General features: G+C 70.2%; 19 protein-coding genes and 1 pseudogene. 7 read left to right on the forward strand and 13 right to left on the reverse strand.

Annotated features, from left to right (window positions below; all coding sequences use genetic code 11):
- The first annotated feature begins 77 nt into the window (after positions 1-77).
- Positions 78-533 carry a hypothetical protein gene (locus ACIQK6_RS27915; RefSeq protein WP_329099655.1) on the forward strand — a complete coding sequence of 152 codons (456 nt, stop codon included), beginning with the start codon at positions 78-80 and terminating at the stop codon, positions 531-533.
- Between the two features lie 191 nt (positions 534-724).
- Here ACIQK6_RS27915 and ACIQK6_RS27920 read toward each other — a convergent pair whose 3' ends face one another.
- A complete protein-coding gene (locus ACIQK6_RS27920) occupies positions 725-1,600 on the reverse strand; it encodes a GNAT family N-acetyltransferase (RefSeq protein WP_329099654.1) in 876 nt (291 codons plus the stop codon).
- A gap of 253 nt (positions 1,601-1,853) precedes the next feature.
- Here ACIQK6_RS27920 and ACIQK6_RS27925 point away from each other — a divergent pair, with 253 nt between their 5' ends.
- Entirely contained in the window at positions 1,854-2,687 is an 834-nt protein-coding gene (locus tag ACIQK6_RS27925; protein WP_329099653.1) for a transposase family protein, read from the forward strand.
- Positions 2,688-2,689: 2 nt separating this feature from the next.
- On the opposite strand, the gene ACIQK6_RS27930 is transcribed toward ACIQK6_RS27925, so the two are convergent.
- The 4 genes and pseudogenes from ACIQK6_RS27930 to fahA form a co-directional block, all read right to left on the reverse strand.
- Positions 2,690-3,154 carry a hypothetical protein gene (locus ACIQK6_RS27930; RefSeq protein ID WP_329099652.1) on the reverse strand — a complete coding sequence of 155 codons (465 nt, stop codon included), beginning with the start codon at positions 3,152-3,154 and terminating at the stop codon, positions 2,690-2,692.
- A 161-nt stretch (positions 3,155-3,315) separates the two neighbouring features.
- Positions 3,316-3,782 (reverse strand): annotated as a pseudogene (locus ACIQK6_RS27935) (Uma2 family endonuclease); the annotation flags it as partial.
- A 122-nt stretch (positions 3,783-3,904) separates the two neighbouring features.
- Positions 3,905-4,522, reverse strand: a complete 618-nt coding sequence (locus tag ACIQK6_RS27940; RefSeq protein ID WP_329099650.1) for a hypothetical protein — start codon at positions 4,520-4,522, stop codon at positions 3,905-3,907.
- A 181-nt stretch (positions 4,523-4,703) separates the two neighbouring features.
- Complete coding sequence (gene fahA / locus ACIQK6_RS27945) at positions 4,704-5,927, reverse strand: fumarylacetoacetase (RefSeq protein ID WP_329099649.1); 1,224 nt, start codon at positions 5,925-5,927, stop codon at positions 4,704-4,706.
- Between the two features lie 339 nt (positions 5,928-6,266).
- Here fahA and ACIQK6_RS27950 point away from each other — a divergent pair, with 339 nt between their 5' ends.
- Positions 6,267-7,085, forward strand: coding sequence for an HAD family hydrolase (locus ACIQK6_RS27950; RefSeq protein ID WP_329099648.1), 819 nt, complete (start codon positions 6,267-6,269; stop codon positions 7,083-7,085).
- Positions 7,086-7,129: 44 nt separating this feature from the next.
- Here the strand turns inward: ACIQK6_RS27950 and ACIQK6_RS27955 are convergent, their stop codons facing one another.
- Positions 7,130-9,133, reverse strand: a complete 2,004-nt coding sequence (locus tag ACIQK6_RS27955) for a CocE/NonD family hydrolase (protein WP_402695667.1) — start codon at positions 9,131-9,133, stop codon at positions 7,130-7,132.
- A 459-nt stretch (positions 9,134-9,592) separates the two neighbouring features.
- On the opposite strand from ACIQK6_RS27955, the gene ACIQK6_RS27960 reads away from it, so the two are divergent.
- The 4 genes from ACIQK6_RS27960 (at position 9,593) to ACIQK6_RS27975 (ending at position 12,763) form a co-directional block, all read left to right on the forward strand.
- Entirely contained in the window at positions 9,593-10,603 is a 1,011-nt protein-coding gene (locus tag ACIQK6_RS27960; RefSeq protein WP_150258736.1) for a polyprenyl synthetase family protein, read from the forward strand.
- A gap of 222 nt (positions 10,604-10,825) precedes the next feature.
- Positions 10,826-12,040 (forward strand): sigma-E factor regulatory protein RseB domain-containing protein, encoded by a 1,215-nt coding sequence (locus tag ACIQK6_RS27965; protein ID WP_329099646.1) that lies wholly within the window; start codon positions 10,826-10,828, stop codon positions 12,038-12,040.
- A 106-nt stretch (positions 12,041-12,146) separates the two neighbouring features.
- A complete protein-coding gene (locus ACIQK6_RS27970) occupies positions 12,147-12,350 on the forward strand; it encodes a ribbon-helix-helix domain-containing protein (protein WP_223835884.1) in 204 nt (67 codons plus the stop codon).
- Positions 12,347-12,763, forward strand: coding sequence for a hypothetical protein (locus tag ACIQK6_RS27975; RefSeq protein ID WP_329099645.1), 417 nt, complete (start codon positions 12,347-12,349; stop codon positions 12,761-12,763). Before ACIQK6_RS27970 ends, ACIQK6_RS27975 begins: the two co-directional genes overlap by 4 nt.
- A 14-nt stretch (positions 12,764-12,777) precedes the next feature.
- Here ACIQK6_RS27975 and ACIQK6_RS27980 read toward each other — a convergent pair whose 3' ends face one another.
- The 7 genes from ACIQK6_RS27980 to ACIQK6_RS28010 all read right to left on the reverse strand — a co-directional run bounded on the left by ACIQK6_RS27980 (position 12,778) and on the right by ACIQK6_RS28010 (position 22,681).
- The gene (locus ACIQK6_RS27980; RefSeq protein WP_329099644.1) at positions 12,778-14,094 is read right to left on the reverse strand and encodes a M28 family metallopeptidase; all 1,317 of its coding nucleotides are present in this window, start codon (positions 14,092-14,094) and stop codon (positions 12,778-12,780) included.
- A gap of 269 nt (positions 14,095-14,363) precedes the next feature.
- Positions 14,364-15,308 carry an EamA family transporter RarD gene (rarD, locus tag ACIQK6_RS27985; protein ID WP_329099643.1) on the reverse strand — a complete coding sequence of 315 codons (945 nt, stop codon included), beginning with the start codon at positions 15,306-15,308 and terminating at the stop codon, positions 14,364-14,366.
- 272 nt (positions 15,309-15,580) lie between these two features.
- Positions 15,581-16,660 (reverse strand): 2-oxoacid:ferredoxin oxidoreductase subunit beta, encoded by a 1,080-nt coding sequence (locus ACIQK6_RS27990; protein ID WP_329099641.1) that lies wholly within the window; start codon positions 16,658-16,660, stop codon positions 15,581-15,583.
- On the reverse strand, positions 16,653-18,596 hold the full coding sequence (locus tag ACIQK6_RS27995; protein ID WP_329099639.1) for a 2-oxoacid:acceptor oxidoreductase subunit alpha: 1,944 nt from the start codon (positions 18,594-18,596) through the stop codon (positions 16,653-16,655). The genes ACIQK6_RS27990 and ACIQK6_RS27995 overlap by 8 nt, the downstream gene beginning before the upstream one ends.
- Before the next feature lie 150 nt (positions 18,597-18,746).
- On the reverse strand, positions 18,747-19,406 hold the full coding sequence (locus tag ACIQK6_RS28000; protein ID WP_150262025.1) for a response regulator transcription factor: 660 nt from the start codon (positions 19,404-19,406) through the stop codon (positions 18,747-18,749).
- A gap of 356 nt (positions 19,407-19,762) precedes the next feature.
- Positions 19,763-21,064, reverse strand: coding sequence for a sensor domain-containing protein (locus ACIQK6_RS28005; RefSeq protein ID WP_329099638.1), 1,302 nt, complete (start codon positions 21,062-21,064; stop codon positions 19,763-19,765).
- Positions 21,065-21,490: 426 nt separating this feature from the next.
- On the reverse strand, positions 21,491-22,681 hold the full coding sequence (locus ACIQK6_RS28010) for a sensor domain-containing protein (protein WP_329099637.1): 1,191 nt from the start codon (positions 22,679-22,681) through the stop codon (positions 21,491-21,493).
- Between the last annotated feature and the right edge of the window lie 91 nt (positions 22,682-22,772).

The raw sequence follows: 22,772 nt of genomic DNA on the forward strand, positions 1-22,772 counted from the left end.
GGTCGTCAGCAGAAGCAGGTAGCTGAATTATCCGGTTCTTGCTCGCCGTGGTTCGGCAGCCTTCTACGATCCGTTGCATGCTGGATCCCGAGCTGCTGGAACGGATCACCGCGCGGCGCGCGGAACTGGACGAACTCGAAGAACAGCTGGCCAAACAGCTTGCGGAAGTGCGGGCCGAGCGGGACGAACTCGCCGTCGCCGAACGCGTTCTTGAACGGATGACCGGGCAGCTCGCTGAGGAACGCGCCCCGGCCGCGCCCATGCCCGGGCAGGTGGCCGGACGAGCAGTGATGCTGATCCCGCACCGCGAGCCGGGCGTGGAGGAGGGCTCGCTTCCGTGGGACTACCAGCGCATCATCACCGCCGTGCGGCAGGCCGCCGGACCGGTCATGGCCCGCGAGGTCGGCGAGGTAGTGGGGGTGGACGTCAGCGTGAAGGCCAAGCTGGAACCGCTACGCAGCAGGCTGGTCAGACTCGTCGATCGCGGCTGGCTCCGCAAACTGCCCGACGGCCGGTTCACCACCCGCCTGTGACCAGCAATACCGCCTGTCTAGGACGGCCTCTTTGGGCCCCGGGGTAACGGGTTCTCTTGGCCCCGGGTGAGGAACGGATTGTTTTGGCCCCACCTGTCCGTTCCTGGTGGGAGTGAGCGGTTCCCCCGCTATCTGATCGGCGAAGTGATCGGGTCCCGGTCGTTCTGATTAATGGGATCCGGTCAGCGTCCTCAGTCGGTCGGTGTGCCGACATAGGTGTGAGTGCGGGTGTACGCGGTGAAGCCCATGGACTCGTACAGCCGCTTGGGGATGGGGTATGCGGCGTCGCCGCGCGAGTAGACGATGGCACGGTGGCCGCCGGCGTCGGCGAAGGCGTGCAGCACCGCGATGCAGGCGGCTCGGGCGAGACCGAGGCGGCGGTGATCGGGGTGGGTGCCGACGGGTTCGAACTCACCGATTCCGTTGGTCGGGTCGTACCAGCCTTGGCAGTAGGCGACGACTTCCCCGGTGGGCGAGGTCACGATGAGATCGTGCTCGGGCCGGTAGGGCCAGGTGTCCCTCATGCGGGCGTGTCGTTCGGTGGTGATTCGCGTCGATCCGAAGGCGCCGCGGTGTGCTGCCGCCCGGCCTGCCACATCGGCATGGTCGCGCTGGGGGCGGATCGAGTAGCCGTCCGGCAGGTGCGGGATGTCCGGCAGGTCGGCGAGGGGGCGGCCAAGGCACGCCATGAACGGGCCGCCGTCGGTCCGTGTGTATCCGCGCTGCTCCAGCGCCTTGATCAGGTGCGGTTCGGTCTCGGTGACGTCGATGCTCAGCGGGCCTGATGCCGTGTGTTCGGCCCAGGTGAGAACCTCGTGAGCCAGTTCCGGGTGCTCCGGGTCGACCTGGAGCATCAAGGTGTCGGGCAGTTCTAACCAGCCCCAGGCCAGCGTCTGGTCGCCCTGGGTCCAGACGGCTGTCGGGTACTGGTCGGCGCGGTCGAGGGCCAGGCACCAGTTCCAGGCGAGGTCGCCGATGTGGTGGTAGCCGGTTGCCGGAAAAGTTCGGGTGGCCAGGCTCTGCATGGCGCGCAGTGCTGCGGGTCCGGCGTGCTCATGTCGTTGCATGGCGCCATGCTGTCGAACTGGTTTTTGATCAAGCAACGGAGTATCGGGGTTGCGACCCGTGGGTCAGTCGCTCACATGGGCGGTTTGTGTCCCGTTCTTCCTGCTCAGTCCCGCCGGAACTGCACACTCGCATGCCCCGGGACTACTTTGCACGGTTCGAGGTCGGCCCCAGCAGAACTGACAAAAGCCAGCTCGAAGGCACCTCATCAATAATGGGCGTAACCAGGGTGCCCCCGGCGCCCGTTGGAATTGTGTGAAGAATACCAAGGAGCATGCCGAGGACACCTGCCCGCTTGTCTATCAGTGCCGTCTGCCGCTGTCCACGCGCACCGTCAGCCACCTCGCCGATCTGCTGCGGCGTCATCTGAAGGCGATTCGCTCCAGGTGGCGGATCCTGCCGCCTGGGAAGATCGCGGTGATCGTGCTGGCCGTACTGCGTCACGACCAGCGCCTGGCCGACATGGCCGGCGGCAACGACGTGTCCGAGTCCACCGTCCGCCGCTGGCGCGACGAGCTGATCGGACTGCTCGCCGCCCAAGCCCCGCGCCTGGACCGCGCCCTGAAGAAGGTCGCCAAGCAGGGCGGGGAACTGGTCCTGATCGACGGCACCCTCATCCGCACCAGGCGCCGTACCGGAAGAGCTGACCGGCGGAACTATTCCGGCAAGCACCGCAGCCATGGCCTGCACTTTCTCGCCCTGACCGACGAGAACGGGCGCCTGATCTGGATATCCGCCGCCCGGCCCGGCCGCACCCACGACAACACCGCCGCCCGCCACGACCACATCCTGGCCCACCTGCGCGCCGCCGGCCTCGGGGCGCTGGCCGACCTCGGCTTCCGCGGCCTGGACAACGACATCCTCGACCCCGTGATCGTCACTGGTTACGCCGCCAGCCGCACTCACAAGCTCACCCCGGGCCAGAAGGGAGCCAACCGCGTCCTCGCCGTCGGACGTGCACCGGTCGAGCACGGCTTCGCTCACCTAAAGAACTGGCGGATCCTCACCAAGCTCCGAACCGATCCCGCCCGCGCCACCCAGCTCCTGCGAGCTCTGCTCGTCTTGACGAACCTCGAAGTCAACCGCTGAGGTCAGTAGGCGTTCATGTACCAAAACGCGCCACCGAGGAAAATCGGCAGCGTGAAAGCTATCTGGAGCGTCCAGGGAACACCTGGTCCCTCGTCGTCAGGCTTGCCGGGGTTCTCCGCACGCCACGTCATGAAGGCACGCATCGCCTTCCAGTGGCCCACGACACCCAGGGCGATGCCCAGGATCCCCCCGCAGTAGACGGGAAGCAGCTCCTTCAGAGACCAGTCGTAGTTGGCGCTGAAGGCCACAGTCGCCAGGAACCCTGCCACCGGACCGCACGACACCCAGATCATCTGCCGCCGGTTGACCATCCCAGGGAACAACACGGCGAGATACAGAACCACACTGACCGCGGCGAACAGCCACCACAGCGGAGAGGACTTCTCCAGCACCAGAACCCTTTCATCTGCCTTCGCGATCGTGTCCCGAAGGCCCCCCACCTCGCCCGCAACGGCTATCTGTCCCACCGTTGCCGCAGCTCAAGGCCCATAGGACAACCCTAATAGCCCGCAGATGATGAAAATCAGGGGGGACGATCTACTTCGCAGGCGGTGGCCCACAACCAGCGTGAGCATCCCGAGAGCCGGTCACACCAGCCCTTTGACCTGCGGCTTCAGGTTGGCGGAGGCTCCTTGTTCTCGACCCGCCAGAAGTGGACGATCCCGGCCCTGGCGTACTTCAACGGCTTGGTTTCGCGGTCACGTCCGACGGAGTCGGGGGAGACCACCTCGATGGCCAGCACCACTGCCTCGGCGGGGAACCGGGTTTGTTCCAGATCGTCTACGACATCTGTGCGTACGACCACCACGTCCGGCTCGGGCCGATTGCGTTTGTCGATGTCGATCGTGAACGCGCGAAAGATCTCGAAGTCGGCGGGGCCACCGACCGCAGCTGCCACTTGAACAAGTCGACGGCTCGCTCGTGGAAGATGCTCTGCGGACTCACGAAGATCAGGCTCCCGTCGATCAGCTCCGTGTGCGGAGGCAGATTCGGCAGCGTGTCCAGGTCGTCCGCGGTCCAGCCGCCCACGGGCGGGACGGGCCAGCGGGGTCCCGGCTCCCGCTCAGGCTGCGGCGCTGCGGGTTCGACGCTCATCAGTGCTCCCATGGGGCAGAGTCTCGCGAGTGCGATCAGCGTATCGCCCGGGATTCCCGGAGAAGCCGTCCTTACAGGCGAGTCATATGCCTACGGCGCTTGACAGCATCGACGGGCCCGGACTAGTGGCCGTGCGCGTGGGCGTCGGCCGGCTTGCCCGGGACGGGGGCCTTGAACGGGCAGGTCAGCGCCGGGTTCCAGTTGTGGAAGCGGCCCGCCGGGTTCTTCTTGTACGCCCACATGTGGAGGTCGTAGTGCTTGGGCATGCCCTTCCAGTGGCCCGGCATCGGGCCGTCGAAGGGCAGCCCGAACATGCTCGGCCGGTCGTCGGCGGTCTTCAGGTCCTGGTCCCGGTCGGTGGACATCCACTCCACGGTCTCCAGCCGGCGACGGCCGTTGCGGTCCTTGTCCCTGCTGTAGAGGAGCGCGGTCGGCCTGGCCGGGTCCTTCGAACCCCAGTTGGCCTGCTTGACGTAGTGGTAGTTCATGGCACCCACCCCGAACGGGTTGGTCATGCACTCCTGGCCGTGGGGGACGTACCCGTCCTTGAGGGCTTCCCGCTCGTCCGCGTACTTGGCCGTCGCCGCGATCGCCGTCGCCATGTCCCGCACGGCCTGCTCGTTCCGCGGATCGGGTGCGGGTCCCTCCACTCCGTGCGCCGGGACCACGGCGGTCAGACCCAGCGACACGGCGGCGGTGATCACGAGGGCGGTCTTGCGTACACGGACACGGGGGGACATGGGGACTCCTGCCGTCGACGGGCTTTCGTCCACCATCCCGGTGCCCCGCGGGCCCTGCACGCCGCGGACCCCCAAACGGGGGGCCGGCAACGCTGCCTGACACCGCGTGAGGGCCAGCAGGCTCGGCGGGGCGGCGAGAAGATCCGCCACCCCGCCGGCCGTGTGCGCCGTGGGCGCCCGACTAGCGGGCGCCCACGATGCGGCCGGTGACCTCGCCGAGGCCGACGCGCGTGCCGTCCGGGCCGGGGGCCCAGGCGGTGAGGGTGACGGTGTCCCCGTCCTCCAGGAAGGTGCGCTTGCCGTCGGTGAGCTCGATGGCGTCGCGGCCGTTCCAGGTGAGCTCCAGCAGCGAGCCGCGCTGGCCGACCTCGGGGCCGCTGACGGTGCCGGAGCCGAAGACGTCGCCGGTGCGCAGGGAGGCGCCGTTGACGGTCATGTGGGCGAGCTGCTGGGCGGCCGTCCAGTACATGGTGGCGAAGGGCGGCTGCGCCACTTCCTGCCCGTTGATGGAGACGGTGATGCGCAGGTCGAAGCCGCCGGGGCGGTCGAGGTCGGCGTCGTCCAGGTAGGGCTGGAGCGGGAAGTCCCGGGCGGGCGGGGCGACGCGTGCCGTGTCGAGGGCCTCCAGCGGGGTGACCCAGGCGGAGACGGACGTGGCGAAGGACTTGCCGAGGAACGGGCCGAGCGGCACGTACTCCCAGGCCTGGATGTCGCGCGCCGACCAGTCGTTGAGCAGGAACAGCCCGAAGACGTGCTCCTCGAAGTCGCCCAGCGCCACCGGGCGGCCCATCTCGGACGGGGTACCGACGACGAAGCCGACCTCGGCCTCGATGTCGAGCTTGACGGACGGGCCGAAGACGGGCGCCGGGTCGGTGGGTGCCTTGCGCTGGCCGCTCGGGCGCACGACGTCGGTGCCGGAGACCACGATCGTGCCGGAGCGGCCGTGGTAGCCGATGGGCAGGTGCTTCCAGTTGGGCGTCAGCGCGTCGCCGTCCGGGCGGAACATCTTCCCGACGTTGGTGGCGTGGTGCTCGCTCGCGTAGAAGTCGACGTAGTCGGCGACCTCGTACGGAAGGTGCAGGGTGACCTCGTCGAGCGGCACCAGGTGCGGCTCGACGGTGGGGCGGTGGCCGGGGTCGGTCACCCAGGCGGTCAGCGCGCGGCGCACGTCGCGCCACGCCGTGTGGCCGGCGGCGAGCAGCGGGTTGAGGGAGGTCCGTCCGAGCAGGTCGGCGAACGGGGAGCCGAGCGAGGTCGCGGCCGCCCCCGCGTCGAGGACGAATCCGCCGATGCGCACGCCGACCCGTCGCCGGTCGTCCGCGGCGGTCGAGAAGACGCCGTAGGGGAGGTTGTGCGGCCCGAACGGGTCGCCCTCGGGGACATCGAGGGGGCTCTGCTGGGGCATGGGGTACTGCCTCGCTTTCGACGCGGTCCGGGGGTGTCCCGGTAGACACGGTGCGGGACACGCTACTCAGGATCCCGCAGGAAAGCGCGGGTGCCCGGGCGGAGATGAAACACACCTCTGGACGACGCCTGTGGTCAGGTATCCACAGTTCCGGTCATATCTGATCTTTTGGTGCGTGAGGCCGATCGAGAGCCCTACGGTCGGGGTTGTGTACTTCCCTGCCCTGCCCCTGCCCCGCTCGACTCGGGAGCGCATCAAAGTGACGGATGGGACGTGGGGGAGGCCGGATTCCTGCTCTATTTGTAGGACTTGTCCAAAGGGGTCCGTATCCTAGGCGCCGTGACTTCCGCCCTTCCTCCGGCCCTTCCCTATGCCTTGATCGCCACAGACCTGGACGGGACTCTGCTGCAAGCCGGGGACACCGTCTCCGCCCGCTCGTACGAGGCGCTCGCGACGGCTTGCGCGGCCGGCGCCCAACACATCATCGTCACCGGACGCCCCGTCCCCCAGGTCCGACACGTCCTGGACCGGCTCGGCTACACGGGGCTCGCGGTGTGCGGGCAGGGCGCGCAGGTGTACGACGCGGCGCGCGGATGCCTGCTGCGCTCCGTGTCCATGGACCGGGAGCTGGCCGAGGTGGCCCTCGGCAAGATCGAGGCGGAGGTCGGCGAGGTCTACGCGGCGGTCAACCAGGAGGGCCTGGACGCGGAGATGCTGATAGGGCCGGGCTACCGGATGTGGCACCCCCACCTGCCGACGGTCCGCGTCCCGCGGCGCTGCGACCTGTGGTCGGCGCCGATCAACAAGGTGCTGCTCCAGCACCCGGAGCTGGACGACGACGAGCTGACACGGGTGGCGCGGTCGGTGGTCGGCCACCTGGTGAACGTCACGATGGCGGGCGAGCACACGGTGGAACTCCAGCCGCCGGGCATCGACAAGGCCAGCGGGCTCGCACGGGCGGCGGACGTCCTCGGCGTCTCCCCGTCCCGGACGATCGCCTTCGGGGACATGCCGAACGACATCCCGATGTTCGCGTGGGCGGCCCACGGGGTGGCGATGGCGAACGCGCACCGCGAGCTCGTGGCCGTCGCCGACGAGATCACCCTCTCGAACGAGGACGACGGCATCGCGGTGGTCCTGGAACGGCTCTTCGGCTGACCGCCGCTTCCGGGGGCGCCGCCCGTCGGGGCGGCTCCAGCCGCTCAGCCCGCCGCGCGCGGTAGCCGGCGCTCCCACGTCCGGTGGAAGACCACCTCGTCCCCCTCCCGGCACACCACCTCGTTCGACGTCACGAAGCCGCCCTCGTCACAGGAGATCTCCGACCGGGTCTCCACCCTCGCGTCCCAGCCCAGTTCCGGCCGGTGGAGCCGGATCCGCCACCGCGACCGCGCCCGCGCCGACAGCGCGTCCGCGTCCTGGATCTCGTACACCTCCTCCGCGTCCTCGCCGTACTCCAGGCCGTCCGGGTACACCCGGGTGCCCCCGTACCGCGGGTCCACCTCCAGCCGCCACGTCCCGCGCGCGACGTCCCGTACGACCAGCCGTTCCGGGCGCGGTTCGTCCAGCGTCGCCGGGAAGACCACGCCCAGCGGCTCCGCCTGCTCCGGGGCCTCGAAGACGATCCCGCCGTCCGCCGCGGAGCCCGCCCGCACCGGCAGGGTCAGCGCGCTGCCCGCCGGGTCCAGGGTCCAGCCGACCTCGGACCCGGCCCGCGGCCAGATCCACGGCCAGTACGCGGAGGACACGGCGAGCCGGATCCGGTGCCCCGGCGCGAAGGCGTGGCCGATGCCGTTCAGCTCGAAGGCGACGTCCTCGTACGCGCCCACCGGCCAGGGCAGCGCCCGGTCGCGGCCCCGGCGGGCCGAGAGGTTCAGCGCGCCCCGCGTGACCAGCGTCGAGGAGCCGTCCGGGGCCACGTCGCAGAGCCGGGCGACCACCTGCCCGTACGGCACGTCGAGCCGCAGCCGCAGGGTGACCGACGGCCGCCCCAGGATCTCCACCGGCTCCTCGCGCCCCACCGGGAACTCGAAGCAGGCCGACTTCGCGTCCTCCTCCCGCTGGTCCGGCGGCAGGTCGGCGTCGTTGCCGAAGGGGAAGAACCGGCCCGCGTCCAGCCCGGTGTGCTGCGGGGAGGCCACCGCCACCGGCGCGCCCTGGAACACGTACGGGACGGGGATGACGGACGCCGACGGCCAGGACCTCTCGCCGACCCAGCGGCCCGGGAGCTCCTTGTACACCGTCGCCGGCGGGTGCGAGTCGCTGATCCAGCTGCGCAGCAGCGGTTCCTCCATCACCCCGTTGTCCGCGCCCTTCAGCCAGTGGTCCCACCAGCGCAGGGTCTCCTGCAGGAAGCCGATGGCCGGTCCCGGCGGCAGGCCGCGGTCCGGGTACTGGTGCGACCAGGGGCCGATCAGGCCCCGCACGCGGGCGGGCGGCAGGTGTTCGACCAGCCTCAGCACGGTGTCCCGGTACGGGTCGTGCCAGCCGCCGACCGCGAGCACGGCCGCTCCGATGGCCGGGTAGTCCTCGCAGACGCTGCCGTGGCGCCAGTAGGCGTCGCGCGTCTGGTGGGAGAGCCAGGTGTGGACGAGCGGTTCCACCGCCTCCAACCGCTCCAGCCACTGCCGGCGCCAGTCGTCGCCGACGAACTGCGGGTCCGGCGGCCGGGAGGCGAAGGCCAGCATGGTCGCCGCCCACGCGTGCATGTCCACGGCGAGCACCGAGCCGCCCATGTAGTGCACGTCGTTGTCGTACCGGTCGTCCGTCGAGCAGACGGTGACGACCGCCTTCAGCGGCTCGGGGGCCAGTGCCGCGATCTGGAGGGAGTTGAACCCGCCCCACGAGATCCCGAACATCCCCACTGACCCCGTGCACCACGGCTGCGCCGCCAGCCACTCCACCACCGCCACACCGTCGGCCAGCTCACGGGCGTCGTACTCGTCTCCCGGCACGCCCCCGCTACAGCCGTGCCCGCGCACGTCCACCCGTACGGAGGCGTAGCCGTGCCCCGCGTACCAGGGGTGGCGCTGCCGGTCGCGCGGAGCGGTCCAGTCGGTGAGCCGGTACGGGAGGTACTCCAGCAGGGCCGGAACCGGCTCGTCCGTCACCGGGCGCCAGATCCGCGCGTACAGCTCGACACCGTCGGGCAGTGGGATCCGGACATCCTCGTGGGTGGTGCCGTACGGGAAGTCGGTACGGATGATCATCTGGTCTCAGCCGCCAATCGCCTCGGACGTTCGCCCCGGAGGTTCACCTCGGTCCACCGGCCCCTCTGACCCTCGGACCCGGCCGCGGTGGAGGGCTCCGCCACTTGGCCGTGGACGCCGTGCCGGCCCCGTTCGGCCGGGGCTCGGCGAGCCGTCCGCCGGCGACGCAGACGAGGTGGAGCATGGTCCCGTAGACCGCCGAGACGGAGGTGGCGGCCGGTCGGCCTCCGGACCGGCGGGCCCGTCCACATCGGTCGCAGTTCTAGGCAAAACTATTTCTCCGGTGTTTCGGCTCATTCCGAACATACCGGTGCTCATTGGATAGTGCGCGGGTGGTGGCCGGGAAGGCGCTCTCGGTGATCGAAAACAGACCCGATACGCTGGCTTGAGTGATGGCAGCGACACATCGACAATCCATGTGATCGTCAGCGTGATCGTCAGCAGACAGGAGTACCCCTCGTGACCGTCGTCGGGCCGTTCGGACTGAGCGTGCGGGACCAGGCTCTGGAGACCGATGTCCAGGCCGGACTGGCCGCCGTCGAGGCGGGTCTGCTGGAAGCCACCAAGAGCGAAGTCCCCTTCATCACCGAGGCCGCACAACACCTGGTCCGGGCCGGAGGCAAGCGCTTCCGGCCGCTGCTGGTGATGCTCGCGTCCCGTTTCGGTGATCCCTACGCGCCCGGCATCGTGCCGTCCGCCGTCGTGGTCGAGCTCACGCACCTCGCGACGCTCTACCACGACGACGTCATGGACGAGGCGGACGTCCGCCGCGGGGTGGAGAGCGCCAACGCCCGCTGGGGCAACTCGGTGGCGGTCCTCACGGGTGACTTCCTGTTCGCCCGCGCCTCGCACATCCTGGCCGACCTCGGGCCGGAAGCCGTGCGCATCCAAGCAGAGGCCTTCGAACGGCTGGTGACGGGCCAGATCCTGGAGACGGCCGGTCCGCGCGACGGCCGCGACCCCGTCGCCCACTACCTCGACGTCATCGCCGGCAAGACCGGCTCGCTGATCGCGGTCTCCGGCCGCTTCGGCGCGCTCATGTCCGGCGCCGACGAGTCGGTCGTCGACATCCTGACCCAGTACGGCGAGCGGCTCGGCACCGCCTTCCAGCTCGCCGACGACGTTCTCGACATTGCCTCCGACGCGCACGAGTCCGGCAAGACCCCGGGCACCGACCTGCGCGAGGGCATTCCGACGCTGCCCGTGCTGCGGCTGCGCGAGATGGCGGCCCAGGGCGGCGACCCGGCCGACCTGGAGCTCGTACGACTCCTGGACGGCGACCTGACGGACGACGCCCGCCACGCCGAGGTGCTCACCCGGCTGCGGGCGCACCCCGCCCTGGAGCGGGCCCGCCGCGACACCATCCAGTACGCGGAGGACGCGCGGGCCATGCTGGCGCCGCTGCCGGAGTGCTTCGCCAAGTCGGCGCTCGAAGAGCTCTGCGACGCGGTGGTGCACCGCGCCGGGTAACGGCCACGAGTGCGGAACGGGCCCTTCCGCCCCGGTGACCCCTACGGGTCGGGGGAGGAGGGCCCTTTCCATGTCATCCCACGGGCGTACACGGAGTTGCGTCCGGGGACTGACGCCCCACGGCCGCAGATTTGGTCAGATGGAGTCATCAAACCCCACCAGATCGGGTGAGCGCGGCGACATGGTGGTCACCGCAGTCGACACAGAGGGCAGGGCACTGACATGGCACCGAACACCAAGACTTCCCGCAAGGCCGCCCGGTACGCCGTACCGGTAGCGGTGGCGGGCGTGGCCGCGGCGACCGTTGCGATGGTCCCGGCCTTCGCCAACGCCGGCGGGCCCGACCTGCCGAAGGTGACGGCGCAGCAGCTCATCGAGAAGGTCGCGGCCTCGGACGTGCAGCAGCTGTCCGGCACCGCCCGGATCACCACCGACCTGGGGCTGCCGAAGATCGCGAGCGGGCTGCTCGGCGGCGGCGGCATCGCGGGCGGCTCCGCCAACCCGGAGGACAAGGTCGCCCAGCTGGCGAACGGCAGCCACACCCTGCGCGTCGCGGCCGACGGCCCGGACCGCCAGCGGCTGACCTTCCTCGACGGCAAGGACGAGTACAGCCTCATCCACAACGGTGACGACGTGTGGGGCTACGACTCCAAGTCGAACGAGGTCTTCCACGAGAAGAACGCCGAGGCCGGCCAGGGCAAGGGCAAGGACGGCGGCAAGGAGCACAAGACCGCCGATCGGCTGGCCGCCTCGCCGCAGAAGCTGGCCGAGGAGATCCTGAAGTCCGCCGGCCCCACCACGGACGTCAGCGTGGGCGACACCGCGCAGGTGGCCGGCCGGGACGCCTACCAGCTGGTGCTGAAGCCCAAGCAGAGCGGCTCCACGGTCGGCTCGGTCCAGATCGCGGTGGACGCCAAGAACGGCGTGCCGCTGCGCGTGCAGCTGCTGTCCGCCCAGGGCGGCAAGCCGATCGTGGACGCCGGCTTCACCAAGGTCGACTTCGCCAAGCCGGCCGCGGACACCTTCTCCTTCGCCGCCCCCAAGGGCGCCAAGGTGACCGAGGGCGTGGACGGGGCGGGCAAGGGCGGCGCGGACGAGCACCGCAAGGCGCTGGAGTCCATCCCCGGCCTCGGTGATCTGGCCGGCGGCGCGGGCGGCAAGGGCGACGTGAAGGTGCTCGGCGAGGGTTGGTCGACCATCGCCCGGATCGACTCGGGCGTGAACCGGAGCCTGAAGGACCTGGAGAACGACAAGAACGCCCCGAAGGAGGCCAAGCAGTTCCTCGACTCCCTCGGGGAGAAGGCCACCGGGAAGTTCGGTGAGGGCCGTGTCCTGTCGACCCGCCTGGTCAACGCCCTGATCACGGACGACGGCAAGGTCTACGTCGGCGCCGTCACCAAGGACGCGCTGGTCAAGGCGGCCGACGCCAACAAGTAGTCGGTAGTCGGACGGGCAGCCGCGAGGGTGGGCCGGGACTGTGTCCCTGCCCACCCTTGCGGCATTCCCGCTCCCCGTACAGCACACCCGCTGTACGGTGTTGGACATGTCGAGACACGTCACCATCCGCCTGGACGAAGAGTTCCACGAGCGCCTGAAGGCACGTGCGGCGGCCCTGGGGACGACGGTCACCGCGCTGATCACCGAGGTCACGGAACGCGAACTCGACGAGGACCGGAAGAACTTCCTCTCCGGCATAGAGGAGTTCGCCGACCATTGGGGTTACTTCCAGCAACGGTTCGGCAATTGAAGATCACCATGGAGTGGGCCTGGACGGCTCTGGCCCACCATCTCCCGTCCGATCCCGCCGTGTGGGATCCCTCCGGGGTGGCCGCCGCGGTCGCCCGGCACCAGAACGACCTCGTCCTGGTGCCCGAACAGCCCGCCCCGGACACCGCGTGGCGGGCTGCCGCGTTTTTGCACACCCTCGCGGTGTGTCCGGCGCTGGAATCCCCGATGAACGAGTTCTACGCGGCCGCCGCCACCCGCTCGTACCTACGGGTGGCCGGGGCGGAGCAGCTGCCCTCGCCGGAGGAGCTCGGCGATCTGGTGGAGGCGGCGAAGCTGGGCCGCGTGGACATCGCGGCCGTGGCCGAGGAGCTGCGCGCCCGCATCCAGGGACCGCTCCAGGCGTCCTCGCCGTCTCGCGCCGAGGACGCCTGAGGCGGGCGGAAGGCCTAGAAGGTGATCTTCCAGCTGTTGATGTAGCCGACGTCCTGCGCCGCCGTGTCCTTGACCCGGAGGTTCCAGACACCGTTGGCGACCTCGCTGGAGGCGTTGACGGTGTACGTCTGGACGAGGTTGTCGGCGCTGCCGCCCGTGCGGTTGTGCAGGTTGTAGACGGTGCCGTCGGGGGCGATCAGGTCGACCACGAGGTCACCGCGGTAGGTGTGGACGATGTTCACGTCGACCTTGGTGGTCGCGGGCGCGTTGCCCGTGACGCCGGAGACCGTGATCGGCGAGGACACCGCTGCCGCGGGGGAATCCGGGATGTTCACGTCCGCGGTGTTCTCGAAGGACGGGCCCGGCGGGACCGGAGTGGCCGCCCCGAGCGTCCAGATCGCGTAGGCGACGGCGTCGGAATTGCGGTCCAGGGCGGTGTCGTTGATGTTCGTCAGACTGTCGCAGGAGGAGTGGTAGCAGCGGTCGAAGGCCTGACCGGAGGTGCCGCCCCACTTCTGGGCCTGCGCCGCCGTCTTGGTGTAGTCGGCGCCGGAGAACAGGCCACCGACGGGGATGCCCGCGCTCTTGAAGGGGGCGTGGTCGGAGCGGCCGTCGCCCTCGGTCTCGATCTCGGTCGGGATGCCGAGGCCGGCGTAGTAGTTCTTGAAGGTCTGCTCGATCGTCGGGTCGTCGTCGTAGACGAAGTAGCCCGGGTTCGGCGAGCCGATCATGTCGAAGTTCAGATAGCCGGAGATCTTTGCCTTCTCGGCCGCCGGCAGGTTGTTGACGTAGTACTTCGAGCCGATCAGGCCCAGCTCCTCCGCGCCCCACCAGCCGAAACGCAGGTGCTTGGTGGGCTGCAGACCGGCCCGGGAGACGGCGAGGGCCGTTTCCAGGACGGCAGCGCTGCCGGAGCCGTTGTCGTTGATGCCGGCGCCCGAGGTCACCGAGTCCAGGTGCGACCCGGCCATCAGGACCGAGTTCGGGTCGCCGCCCGGCCAGTCGGCGATCAAGTTGTAGCCGGTGGCGCCGCTGGAGGTGAAGGTCTGCAGGGTGGTCGTGAAGCCGGCCGCGTCGAGCTTGCCCTTCACGTAGTCGATGGAGGCCTTGTACCCGGCCCTGCCGTGGGCACGGTTGCCACCGTTGTTGGCGGCGATGGTCGAGAGCTGTGACAGGTGGGCCTTGACGTTGGCCAGCGGTATGTCGGGCGGTGTCGGCGCCGCGGCGACCGCCGAGGGTGCGGCGAGTGCGGCGGGGGCGGCGGAGGCGAACAGGCCGGCGACCGCGAACGCGGTCACGGCAGCAAGGCGCCGGGAGACGGACAGGCTCATGTGGGGGCTCCGGGATTCCGCGGGGACATGACGGAACGAGTGGGGATAGAGCGGGTGAGCGTTAGTGCGTCAGTGCGAGCCTGATGTTCAGCGAGAGTATGACTGTCCGTCAAGACCACAATTCGGTCAGGGCGGTTCGGAAAGCGGACGATCCCCGGTACGGGTGGCCCGTACCGGGGATCGAGGGTGTGGAGGGTTGACGGGCGCGCCCCGCGGGGTGCGGTGATGCGAGCCCCGACGGCGGCGTCGGGCGGGCTCGCGGGCGGGCGCTACGCGGGCTCGCGGGCCGGCGTCGCCAGGACGGTCGCCGCCGCGGCCAGCCTGACCCGGGACTGCCGCGCCGTACGCAGAGCGTCCCAGGTGAGAATCGCGAGCGCGGCCCACACCAGGGAGAAGCCCGCCCAGCGCTCGGGCGGCATGGCCTCGTGGAAGTACAGGACGCCGAGCCCGAACTGGAAGAGCGGGGCCAGGTACTGGAGCAGCCCGAGGGTGGAGAGCGGGACCCGGACCGCCGCCATTCCGAAGAACACCAGCGGGACCGCGGTGACCAGCCCGGTCGAGGCCAGCAGGAGCGAGTGGCCGACACCGTGCGAGGTGAAGGTGGACTGGCCCTGCGCACCGAGCCACAGGACGTATCCGAGGGCGGGCAGGAACAGCACGGCCGTCTCGGCGGTCAGCGACTCCAGGCCGCCCATGTTGAGCTTCTTCTTGATCAGCCCGTAGGTGGCGAAGGAGAAGGCGAGGATCAGCGAGATCCACGGCGGCCGTCCGTAGCCGACGGCGAGCACCAGCACGGCGGCGAAGCTGAGGCCGACCGCCACCCACTGCGCCCGGCGCAGCCGTTCACCGAGCACCAGCACGCCGATGGCGATGCTGACCAGGGGATTGATGAAGTAGCCGAGGCTGGCCTCGACGACGTTCCCGCTGTTGACGGCCCAGATGTAGAGGCCCCAGTTCACGCTGATCACCGTGGCGGCCAGCGCGGTCAGGCCGAGCTTGCGGGGCTGGCGGAGCAGCTCCCGTATCCAGCCCCAGCGGCGCAGCGCGAGCAGCGCCAGACCGACCGCGGCCAGGGACCACACCATGCGGTGGGCGAGGATCTCGATCGCCCCGGAGGGCATGAGGAGCGGCCAGAAGAGGGGAACGAGCCCCCACAATCCGTATGCGCCGAATCCGTAGAGCAAACCCGTGCGCTGCTCGTTCTCTGCCTTCACGGGGCCTCCCGTACGACTTCCAGCCAACTTCACGACGGTATCGCCGTACGGCCGAGATGTCATGCCCGTAGCCGGGAGATACTCCTGACACCTTTCGGGGCCCGCGCGCCGAGCGAGGTCCCCGGGGGCGCGGGGCTCCGGGCCCGGCGAGTCCCTGCGAAGCCACGCGGGCCCCTGCGAAGCCCCGTGAGGTCCCGGGGCGCGCCGACACGTGACGGAGCCCGGATCCTGGCGCAGGATCCGGGCTCTGTCACGCGTCGGCGGTGTGCGCGCTAGCCGACGACCGTCCAGGTGTCGTTGCCGGTCAACAGCGCCCCGAGGTCGCCCTTGCCACTGCGGTCGATGGCCGCGTCGAGCTGGTCGGCCATGAGGGTGTCGTAGACGGGCCGCTCCACGCTGCGGAACACCCCGATCGGGGTGTGGTGCAGCGTGTCGGGGTCGGCGAGGCGGGAGAGCGCGAAGGAGGTGGTGGCGCTGGCGTTCTTCGCGTCGTGCACCAGGATCCGCGCCTCGTTGGCCGCGGTGACGTCCACGACCTCGAGGTCCCCGGTGGCCGGGTTGCGTACGACACCCTTCGCGCCGTCCGAGCCGAAGCGGATCGGCTGCCCGTCCTCCAACCGGATCACGGCTTCCAGGGCCTGGTCCTTGTCCTTGAGGACCTCGAAGGCGCCGTCGTTGAAGATGTTGCAGTTCTGGTAGATCTCCACGAGCGCCGTGCCCTGGTGGTCGGCCGCCTGCCGCAGCACCTCGGTGAGGTGCTTGCGGTCGGAGTCGACGGTGCGGGCGACGAAGGAGGCCTCGGCCCCGATCGCCAGCGACACCGGGTTGAAGGGTGCGTCGAGCGAGCCCATCGGCGTCGACTTGGTGATCTTGCCGAGCTCGGAGGTGGGGGAGTACTGGCCCTTGGTCAGCCCGTAGATCCGGTTGTTGAAGAGCAGGATCTTGAGGTTGACGTTGCGGCGGAGGGCGTGGATGAGGTGGTTGCCGCCGATGGACAGCGCGTCGCCGTCGCCCGTGACCACCCAGACGGACAGGTCGCGGCGGGAGGTGGCGAGGCCGGTGGCGATGGCCGGGGCGCGACCGTGGATGGAGTGCATCCCGTACGTGTTCATGTAGTACGGGAAGCGGGAGGAGCAGCCGATGCCCGAAACGAAGACGATGTTCTCCTTCGCCAGGCCCAGTTCGGGCATGAAGCCCTGAACCGCGGCCAGCACGGCGTAGTCACCGCAACCGGGGCACCAGCGGACCTCCTGGTCCGACTTGAAGTCCTTCATCGACTGCTTGCTCTCGGCCTTCGGTACCAGCGAGAGCAGGGTCCGCGCCCCGTCGGTCGCCTCGGTCACCTCAGTCATCGATGGCCTCCTTGAGAACCGTGGCGAGCTGCTCGGCCTTGAACGGCATTCCGTTGACCTGGTTGTACGACCGGGCGTCGACCAGGTATTTCGCCCGGATCAGGGTGGCGAGCTGCCCGAGGTTCATCTCCGGCACCACTACCTTCTCGTAACGCTCCAGGACCCCGCCGAGATTCCTGGGGAAGGGGTTGAGGTGGCGCAGGTGGGCCTGGGCGATGGGCAGTCCGGCGTTCCGCAGCCGGCGGACGGCCGCGGTGATGGGGCCGTAGGTGGAACCCCAGCCCAGGACCAGGGTGGTGGCGCCGTCCGGGTCGTCGACCTCGATGTCGGGCACCCGGATGCCGTCGACCTTGGCCTGGCGGGTGCGGACCATGAGGTCGTGGTTGGCCGGGTCGTAGGAGATGTTGCCGCTGCCGTCCTGCTTCTCGATGCCGCCGATGCGGTGTTCGAGGCCGGGCGTGCCGGGGATGGCCCAGGGGCGGGCGAGGGTTTCCGGGTCCCGCTTGTACGGCCAGAACACCTCGGTGCCGTCGGACAGGGTGTGGTTCGCGCCGGTGGCGAACTTGACCTTCAGGTCGGGCAGGTCGGCGACCTCGGGGATCCGCCAGGGCTCGGACCCGTTGGCGAGGTAGCCGTCGGAGAGCAGGAAGACCGGAGTCCGGTAGGTGAGCGCGATCCGGGCCGCATCGAGGGCGGCGTCGAAGCAGTCCGCGGGGGTCCGCGGGGCCACGATCGGGACGGGGGCCTCGCCGTTGCGGCCGAACATGGCCTGGAGGAGGTCTGCCTGCTCCGTCTTGGTCGGCAGCCCGGTGGACGGGCCGCCGCGCTGGATGTCCACGATCAGCAGCGGAAGCTCCAGGGACACCGCGAGGCCGATCGCTTCCGATTTGAGCGCCACACCGGGCCCGGAGGTGGTGGTCACCCCGAGCGCGCCGCCGAAGGCCGCGCCGAGCGCCGCGCCGATGCCGGCGATCTCGTCCTCGGCCTGGAAGGTCCGCACGCCGAAGTTCTTGTGCTTCGACAGCTCGTGCAGGATGTCCGAGGCCGGGGTGATCGGGTAGGAGCCCAGGTAGAGGGGCAGGTCGGCCTGTTGGCTCGCGGCGACGAGGCCGTAGGAGAGCGCCAGGTTCCCGGAGATGTTGCGGTAGGTGCCGGTCGGGAAGGCGCGGGTGGCGGGGGCGACCTCGTAGGAGACCGCGAAGTCCTCGGTCGTCTCCCCGAAGTTCCAGCCGGCCCGGAAGGCGGCGACGTTCGCCTCGGCGATGTCGGGCTTCTTCGCGAACTTCTGCCGCAGGAAGTTTTCGGTGCCCTCGGTGGGGCGGTGGTACATCCACGACAGCAGGCCCAGCGCGAACATGTTCTTGCTGCGCTCGGCCTCCTTGCGGGAGAGGCCGAAATCCTTCAGCGCCTCGACCGTCAGGGTGGTCAGCGGTACCGGGTGCAGGCTGTAGGCGTCGAGTGAGCCGTCCTCCAGCGGCGAGGTGGCGTAGCCGACCTTGGCCATGGGGCGCTTGGTGAACTCATCCGTGTTGATGATGATCTCCGCGCCGCGCGGCAGGTCCGCGATGTTCGCCTTGAGGGCCGCCGGGTTCATCGCCACCAGCACGTTCGGGGCGTCGCCCGGGGTGAGGATGTCGTGGTCGGCGAAGTGGAGCTGGAAGGAGGAGACGCCCGGGAGGGTGCCGGCGGGGGCGCGGATCTCGGCGGGGAAGTTCGGCAGCGTCGACAGGTCGTTCCCGAAGGACGCCGTTTCCGAGGTGAAGCGGTCACCGGTGAGCTGCATACCGTCACCGGAGTCACCTGCGAATCGGATGATCACACGATCGAGGCGGCGCACTTCCTTGCCGCCCGGACTCTCCGGAGTGCGCTGTCCACCGACAACCGCACCCCCGGCCCCGTCGGCCTGCTCGGCTGGGCTGCTGACCTGGCTGGTCACTGAACTGGACCTCCTTCGAGGCGTGACCCCCCGGGACCCACCCTACGACGGTAGGGATCAAGGCCCCCAGGAGCGGTCACATTCTGGACCGTAGGGCCGCCCCTTGAGACGGCCCTGCCGGTATGCCATATCTGACAGAGTGTCAGTCGATCAAGATTTCAGATAGGTGAGAACGGCCAGTACTCGCCGGTGATCCCCGTCACTCGGCGAAAGGCCCAACTTCATGAAGATGTTGCTGACGTGCTTTTCCACCGCTCCGTCGCTCACGACCAGCTGCTTCGCCACGGCGGAATTCGTCCGGCCCTCGGCCATCAGCCCGAGCACCTCGCGCTCGCGCGGGGTCAGGCCCGCCAGTACGTCCTGCTTGCGGCTGCGGCCGAGCAGCTGGGCGACGACCTCGGGGTCCAGGGCCGTACCGCCCCGGGCCACCCGCACCACCGCGTCCAGGAACTCCCGCACCTCGGCCACCCGGTCCTTGAGGAGATACCCCACCCCGGTGCTGGAACCGGCCAGCAGCTCGGTGGCGTACTGCTCCTCCACGTACTGGGACAGCACGAGCACACCTATCCCGGGGTGGTCGCGCCGCAGCCGGACGGCCGCCCGCACACCCTCGTCGGTATGGGTCGGCGGCATCCGCACGTCCGCCACCACCACATCCGGCAGCGCACCCTCGGCCGCCAGGTCCGCCACCGTCTTGATCAGGGCCTCTGCGTCCCCGACGCCCGCCACGACGTCATGCCCCCGGTCGGTCAACAACCGGGTCAGGCCCTCGCGCAGCAGCACTGAATCCTCGGCGATGACCACCCGCACCCTGTCTTCCACGACTCAGCAGCTCCCGCGTCCACTCGTTCACGCATTACCCGACTCAGCCAAGCATCCCAGCCCTGAGTCCCGCTGAAGGCAGAGCCGGGACAACACGTCGCCGTACGGGGGGAGTTTTCGAGTACTGGAGGGTCGCATACCGCAAACGGGCGCTGCGCGCGCCGGGAGTTGCGCGAGGGCCGGGCCATCGGGCCCGGCCCTCGCGTCGGGGGGAGCGCCTTTCCGGGCCGGGCCGGACGTGGCGGGGTCGGGAGGGGTCGGGAGGGGTCGGGAGGGGTCGGGTTTGGGGGTCCGGGCCGGGCCGGACCGGGCTCGCGGGGTCCGGGCCGGCCCTCTGTCGAGCCCTAAGGGCGCCAGGGCAGCTCGGCCGTGACCGTCGTCCCGCCCCCGGCGGGGGAGTCGACGACCAGCACCCCGTCCACGGCGTCCAGCCGCTCGGTCAGCCCCGCCAGCCCCGACCCCTCCCGCGGCCCGGCCCCGCCCCGGCCGTCGTCGGCGACCTGGATGAGCAGCCGTTCCCCGGACTTCCACACGTCCACCGACGCCGACCGGGCCAGCGCGTGCTTGCTGACGTTCTGCAGCAGCTCCGAGACCGTGAAGTACGCGATCCCCTCGATCGCCTGCGCGGGCCGGGCCGGCAGGTCCACGGCCACCCGTACCGGCACCGCACAGCGCGAGGCCACCGAGGACAGCGCCGCGTCCAGCCCCCGGTCGGTCAGCACGGCCGGGTGGATCCCGCGGGCCAGGTCACGCAACTCCTGCAGGGCGATCTTCACCTCTCCGTGCGCCTCGTCCACCATCCGGGCGGCGGCCTGCGGATCCTCGGTCAGCTTCTCCTTCGCCAGCCCCAGGTCCATCGCCAGCGCCACCAGCCGGGCCTGCGCGCCGTCGTGCAGGTCCCGCTCGATGCGCCGCAGGTCGGCGGCTGCCGTGTCCACGACCACCCCGCGGTCGGACTCCAGCTCGCTGACGCGGGTGGCCAGGCTGGACGCCCCGAGCAGCCCGCCGACCATGACCCGGTCGACGGTGGCCAGGGCACGGATCACCCACGGGGTGGCGAGGGTGACGGCCAGCCCGATGAGGCTGGCGAGGGCGATCCTGACGGGCGAGTCGAGGTAGAAGGCGTAGTCGTCGTTCTGGAAGAGCTGCAGACCGGGCTGGTCGGTGAAGGTCGGGAAGACCCAGAACCAGAGCGGGTACAGCAGGTACGCCCACCCGTTCGCCCAGAGCACCAGGGACAGGCAGAAGGAGAACACCGCCCACGGGAAGTGGATGACCGAGTACAGCGCGTGGCGCCAGGCGCTCCCGCTCTTGAGCAGCGCACCCATGGCGGCCAGCGGTCCGGCCTTCTTCGCCCGGATCGGCGCGGGGGCGGCGATGTCCGTCCCGAGCAGCGCGCGCACCCGGGCCCGCTCCACGTGCCCGAAGCCGCGGCACATGACGAGCACGCCGGCAAGGACCGGAACGCCGAGGAAGGTGACGAGCAGTCCGGCGCCGAGGCTCAGGCCGGTGATGACGAGCGAGAAGTACAACGTGCTCAGCGGCAGCCCGATCAGCAGGTACCCGAACTCCCGCCAGGTCCGCCCCTCGACCGGAGCCCGCAGTACCGCGCCGATCCCGCCGCCCGCTGTTCTGCCGTTGTCCATGATTCCGACCCGCCCTTCCGGTCCTCCGCTACACCCCCACCCTGCCGGCCCCGCCCGCCCCCCGACCATGCGGCGGGTCGGCATCTCCACCGGGGGGTTAACCCCACCCCCGCCGGTATCCGCCGGGACCCGGAGCGGCGCCGCCAAACCCTGCCCCGCCGGCGTTGACGCGCCCCACTCACCCCGTCCCTGCGGGGATCGGTGGCCGCGCTATCACCCACCCCTCCGAGCCCGCGGGCGTCCGAGGCGGCCGCCAAATCCAGCCCCGCCGGCGTTTGAGGCGCGGGGTCCGGGGCGGAGCCCTGGGAAACGGCGGCGCGCCGGAGACGCGGACGGGACCCCCACCCACCCCGGACGGGAGTCCCGCTCACGTACGAATCAAGGGGGCCCGGGGCCACAGGGGCCGGGGCCAAGGGGCCCGGGGGCCTACCCCCGGTCCCGCCACGGCAGCTCGGCCGTGACCACGGTCCCCGCCCCCACGGGCGAGTCCACCACCAGCACCCCGTCCACCGCGCCCAACCGCTCCGTGAGCCCCGCCAGCCCACTCCCCCCGGAGGGACTCGCTCCGCCCCGCCCGTCGTCCGACACCCGGATCATCAGCCTCGCCCCCGCCCGCCAGACCTCCACCGTCGCGCCCCGCGCTCCCGGCCCCGCGTGCTTGCTCACGTTCTGCAACAGCTCGGACACCACGAAGTACGCGATCCCCTCGATCGCCTCCGCCGGCCGCGCCGCCGGCGGATCCGCCGGCAGATCCACCGCCACCTTCACCGGCACCACGCACCGCGCCGCCACCGACGACAGCGCCGCGTCCAGCCCCCGATCCGTCAGCACCGCCGGGTGGATCCCCCGTGCGAGGTCCCGTAGCTCCTGAAGGGCCAGCTTCACCTCCCCGTGCGCCTCGTCGACCATCGCCGCCGCGCCCTCCGGGTCCTCCAGCAGCTTCTCCTTCGCCAGGCCCAGCCCCATCGCCAGAGCCACCAGCCGGGCCTGCGCCCCGTCGTGCAGGTCCCGCTCGATGCGCCGCAGGTCGGCCGCCGCCGTATCGACCACGACTCCCCGGTCGGATTCCAGCTCCGCTATCCGCCGCTCCAGGTCCTCGGAGGGCGACAGCAGCCCCCGTACCATCGCCCGGTCCACGTTCGCCATCAGCCGCACCAGGTACGGCAGCACCGGCCACAGCACGAACAGGCCGGTCAGCGCTACCGTGAAGGTGAGTACTCCCCACGGCAACCGGATCAGCTGGTACAGCACCGTCCGCCAGCCCACCGGGTCCTTGATGCTCGTCCACAGCCAGGGGAAGAATCCGCCGGACCGCTTCGGACCGGGGATCGGGGTCGGCTCGTCCACCCGTACGCCCAGCAGCCCGCGGGCGCGCTCCCGGTCCAGCCGTCCCAGTTGCCGAGACAGATACAGACCGCACGCGAGCAGGGGAATTCCGACCGCGGTCACGGAAAGGCCGCCGGCCGTGGAAACCATGACAACCGCGTAAACAAAACCGACGATCGCCAACGGCAGGTTGCTCACCATGTAGGCGATCTCCTTCCACGTCACGGCGCTGAAGACGGCGCGTACGGGGGGAGGTCGATCGTTGTCGGGTACGGCATGGCTCATGGTCATGCGCCACACCCTGTCAAGTACGACCCGCTCATGCCATGGGGTGGCCGGGGTGCTGTGAACGGGGGATAACCCCACCCCGTGTGAGGCAGGC

It is taken from the genome of Streptomyces sp. NPDC091682, from assembly GCF_044756625.1.
GTDB lineage: Bacteria > Actinomycetota > Actinomycetes > Streptomycetales > Streptomycetaceae > Streptomyces.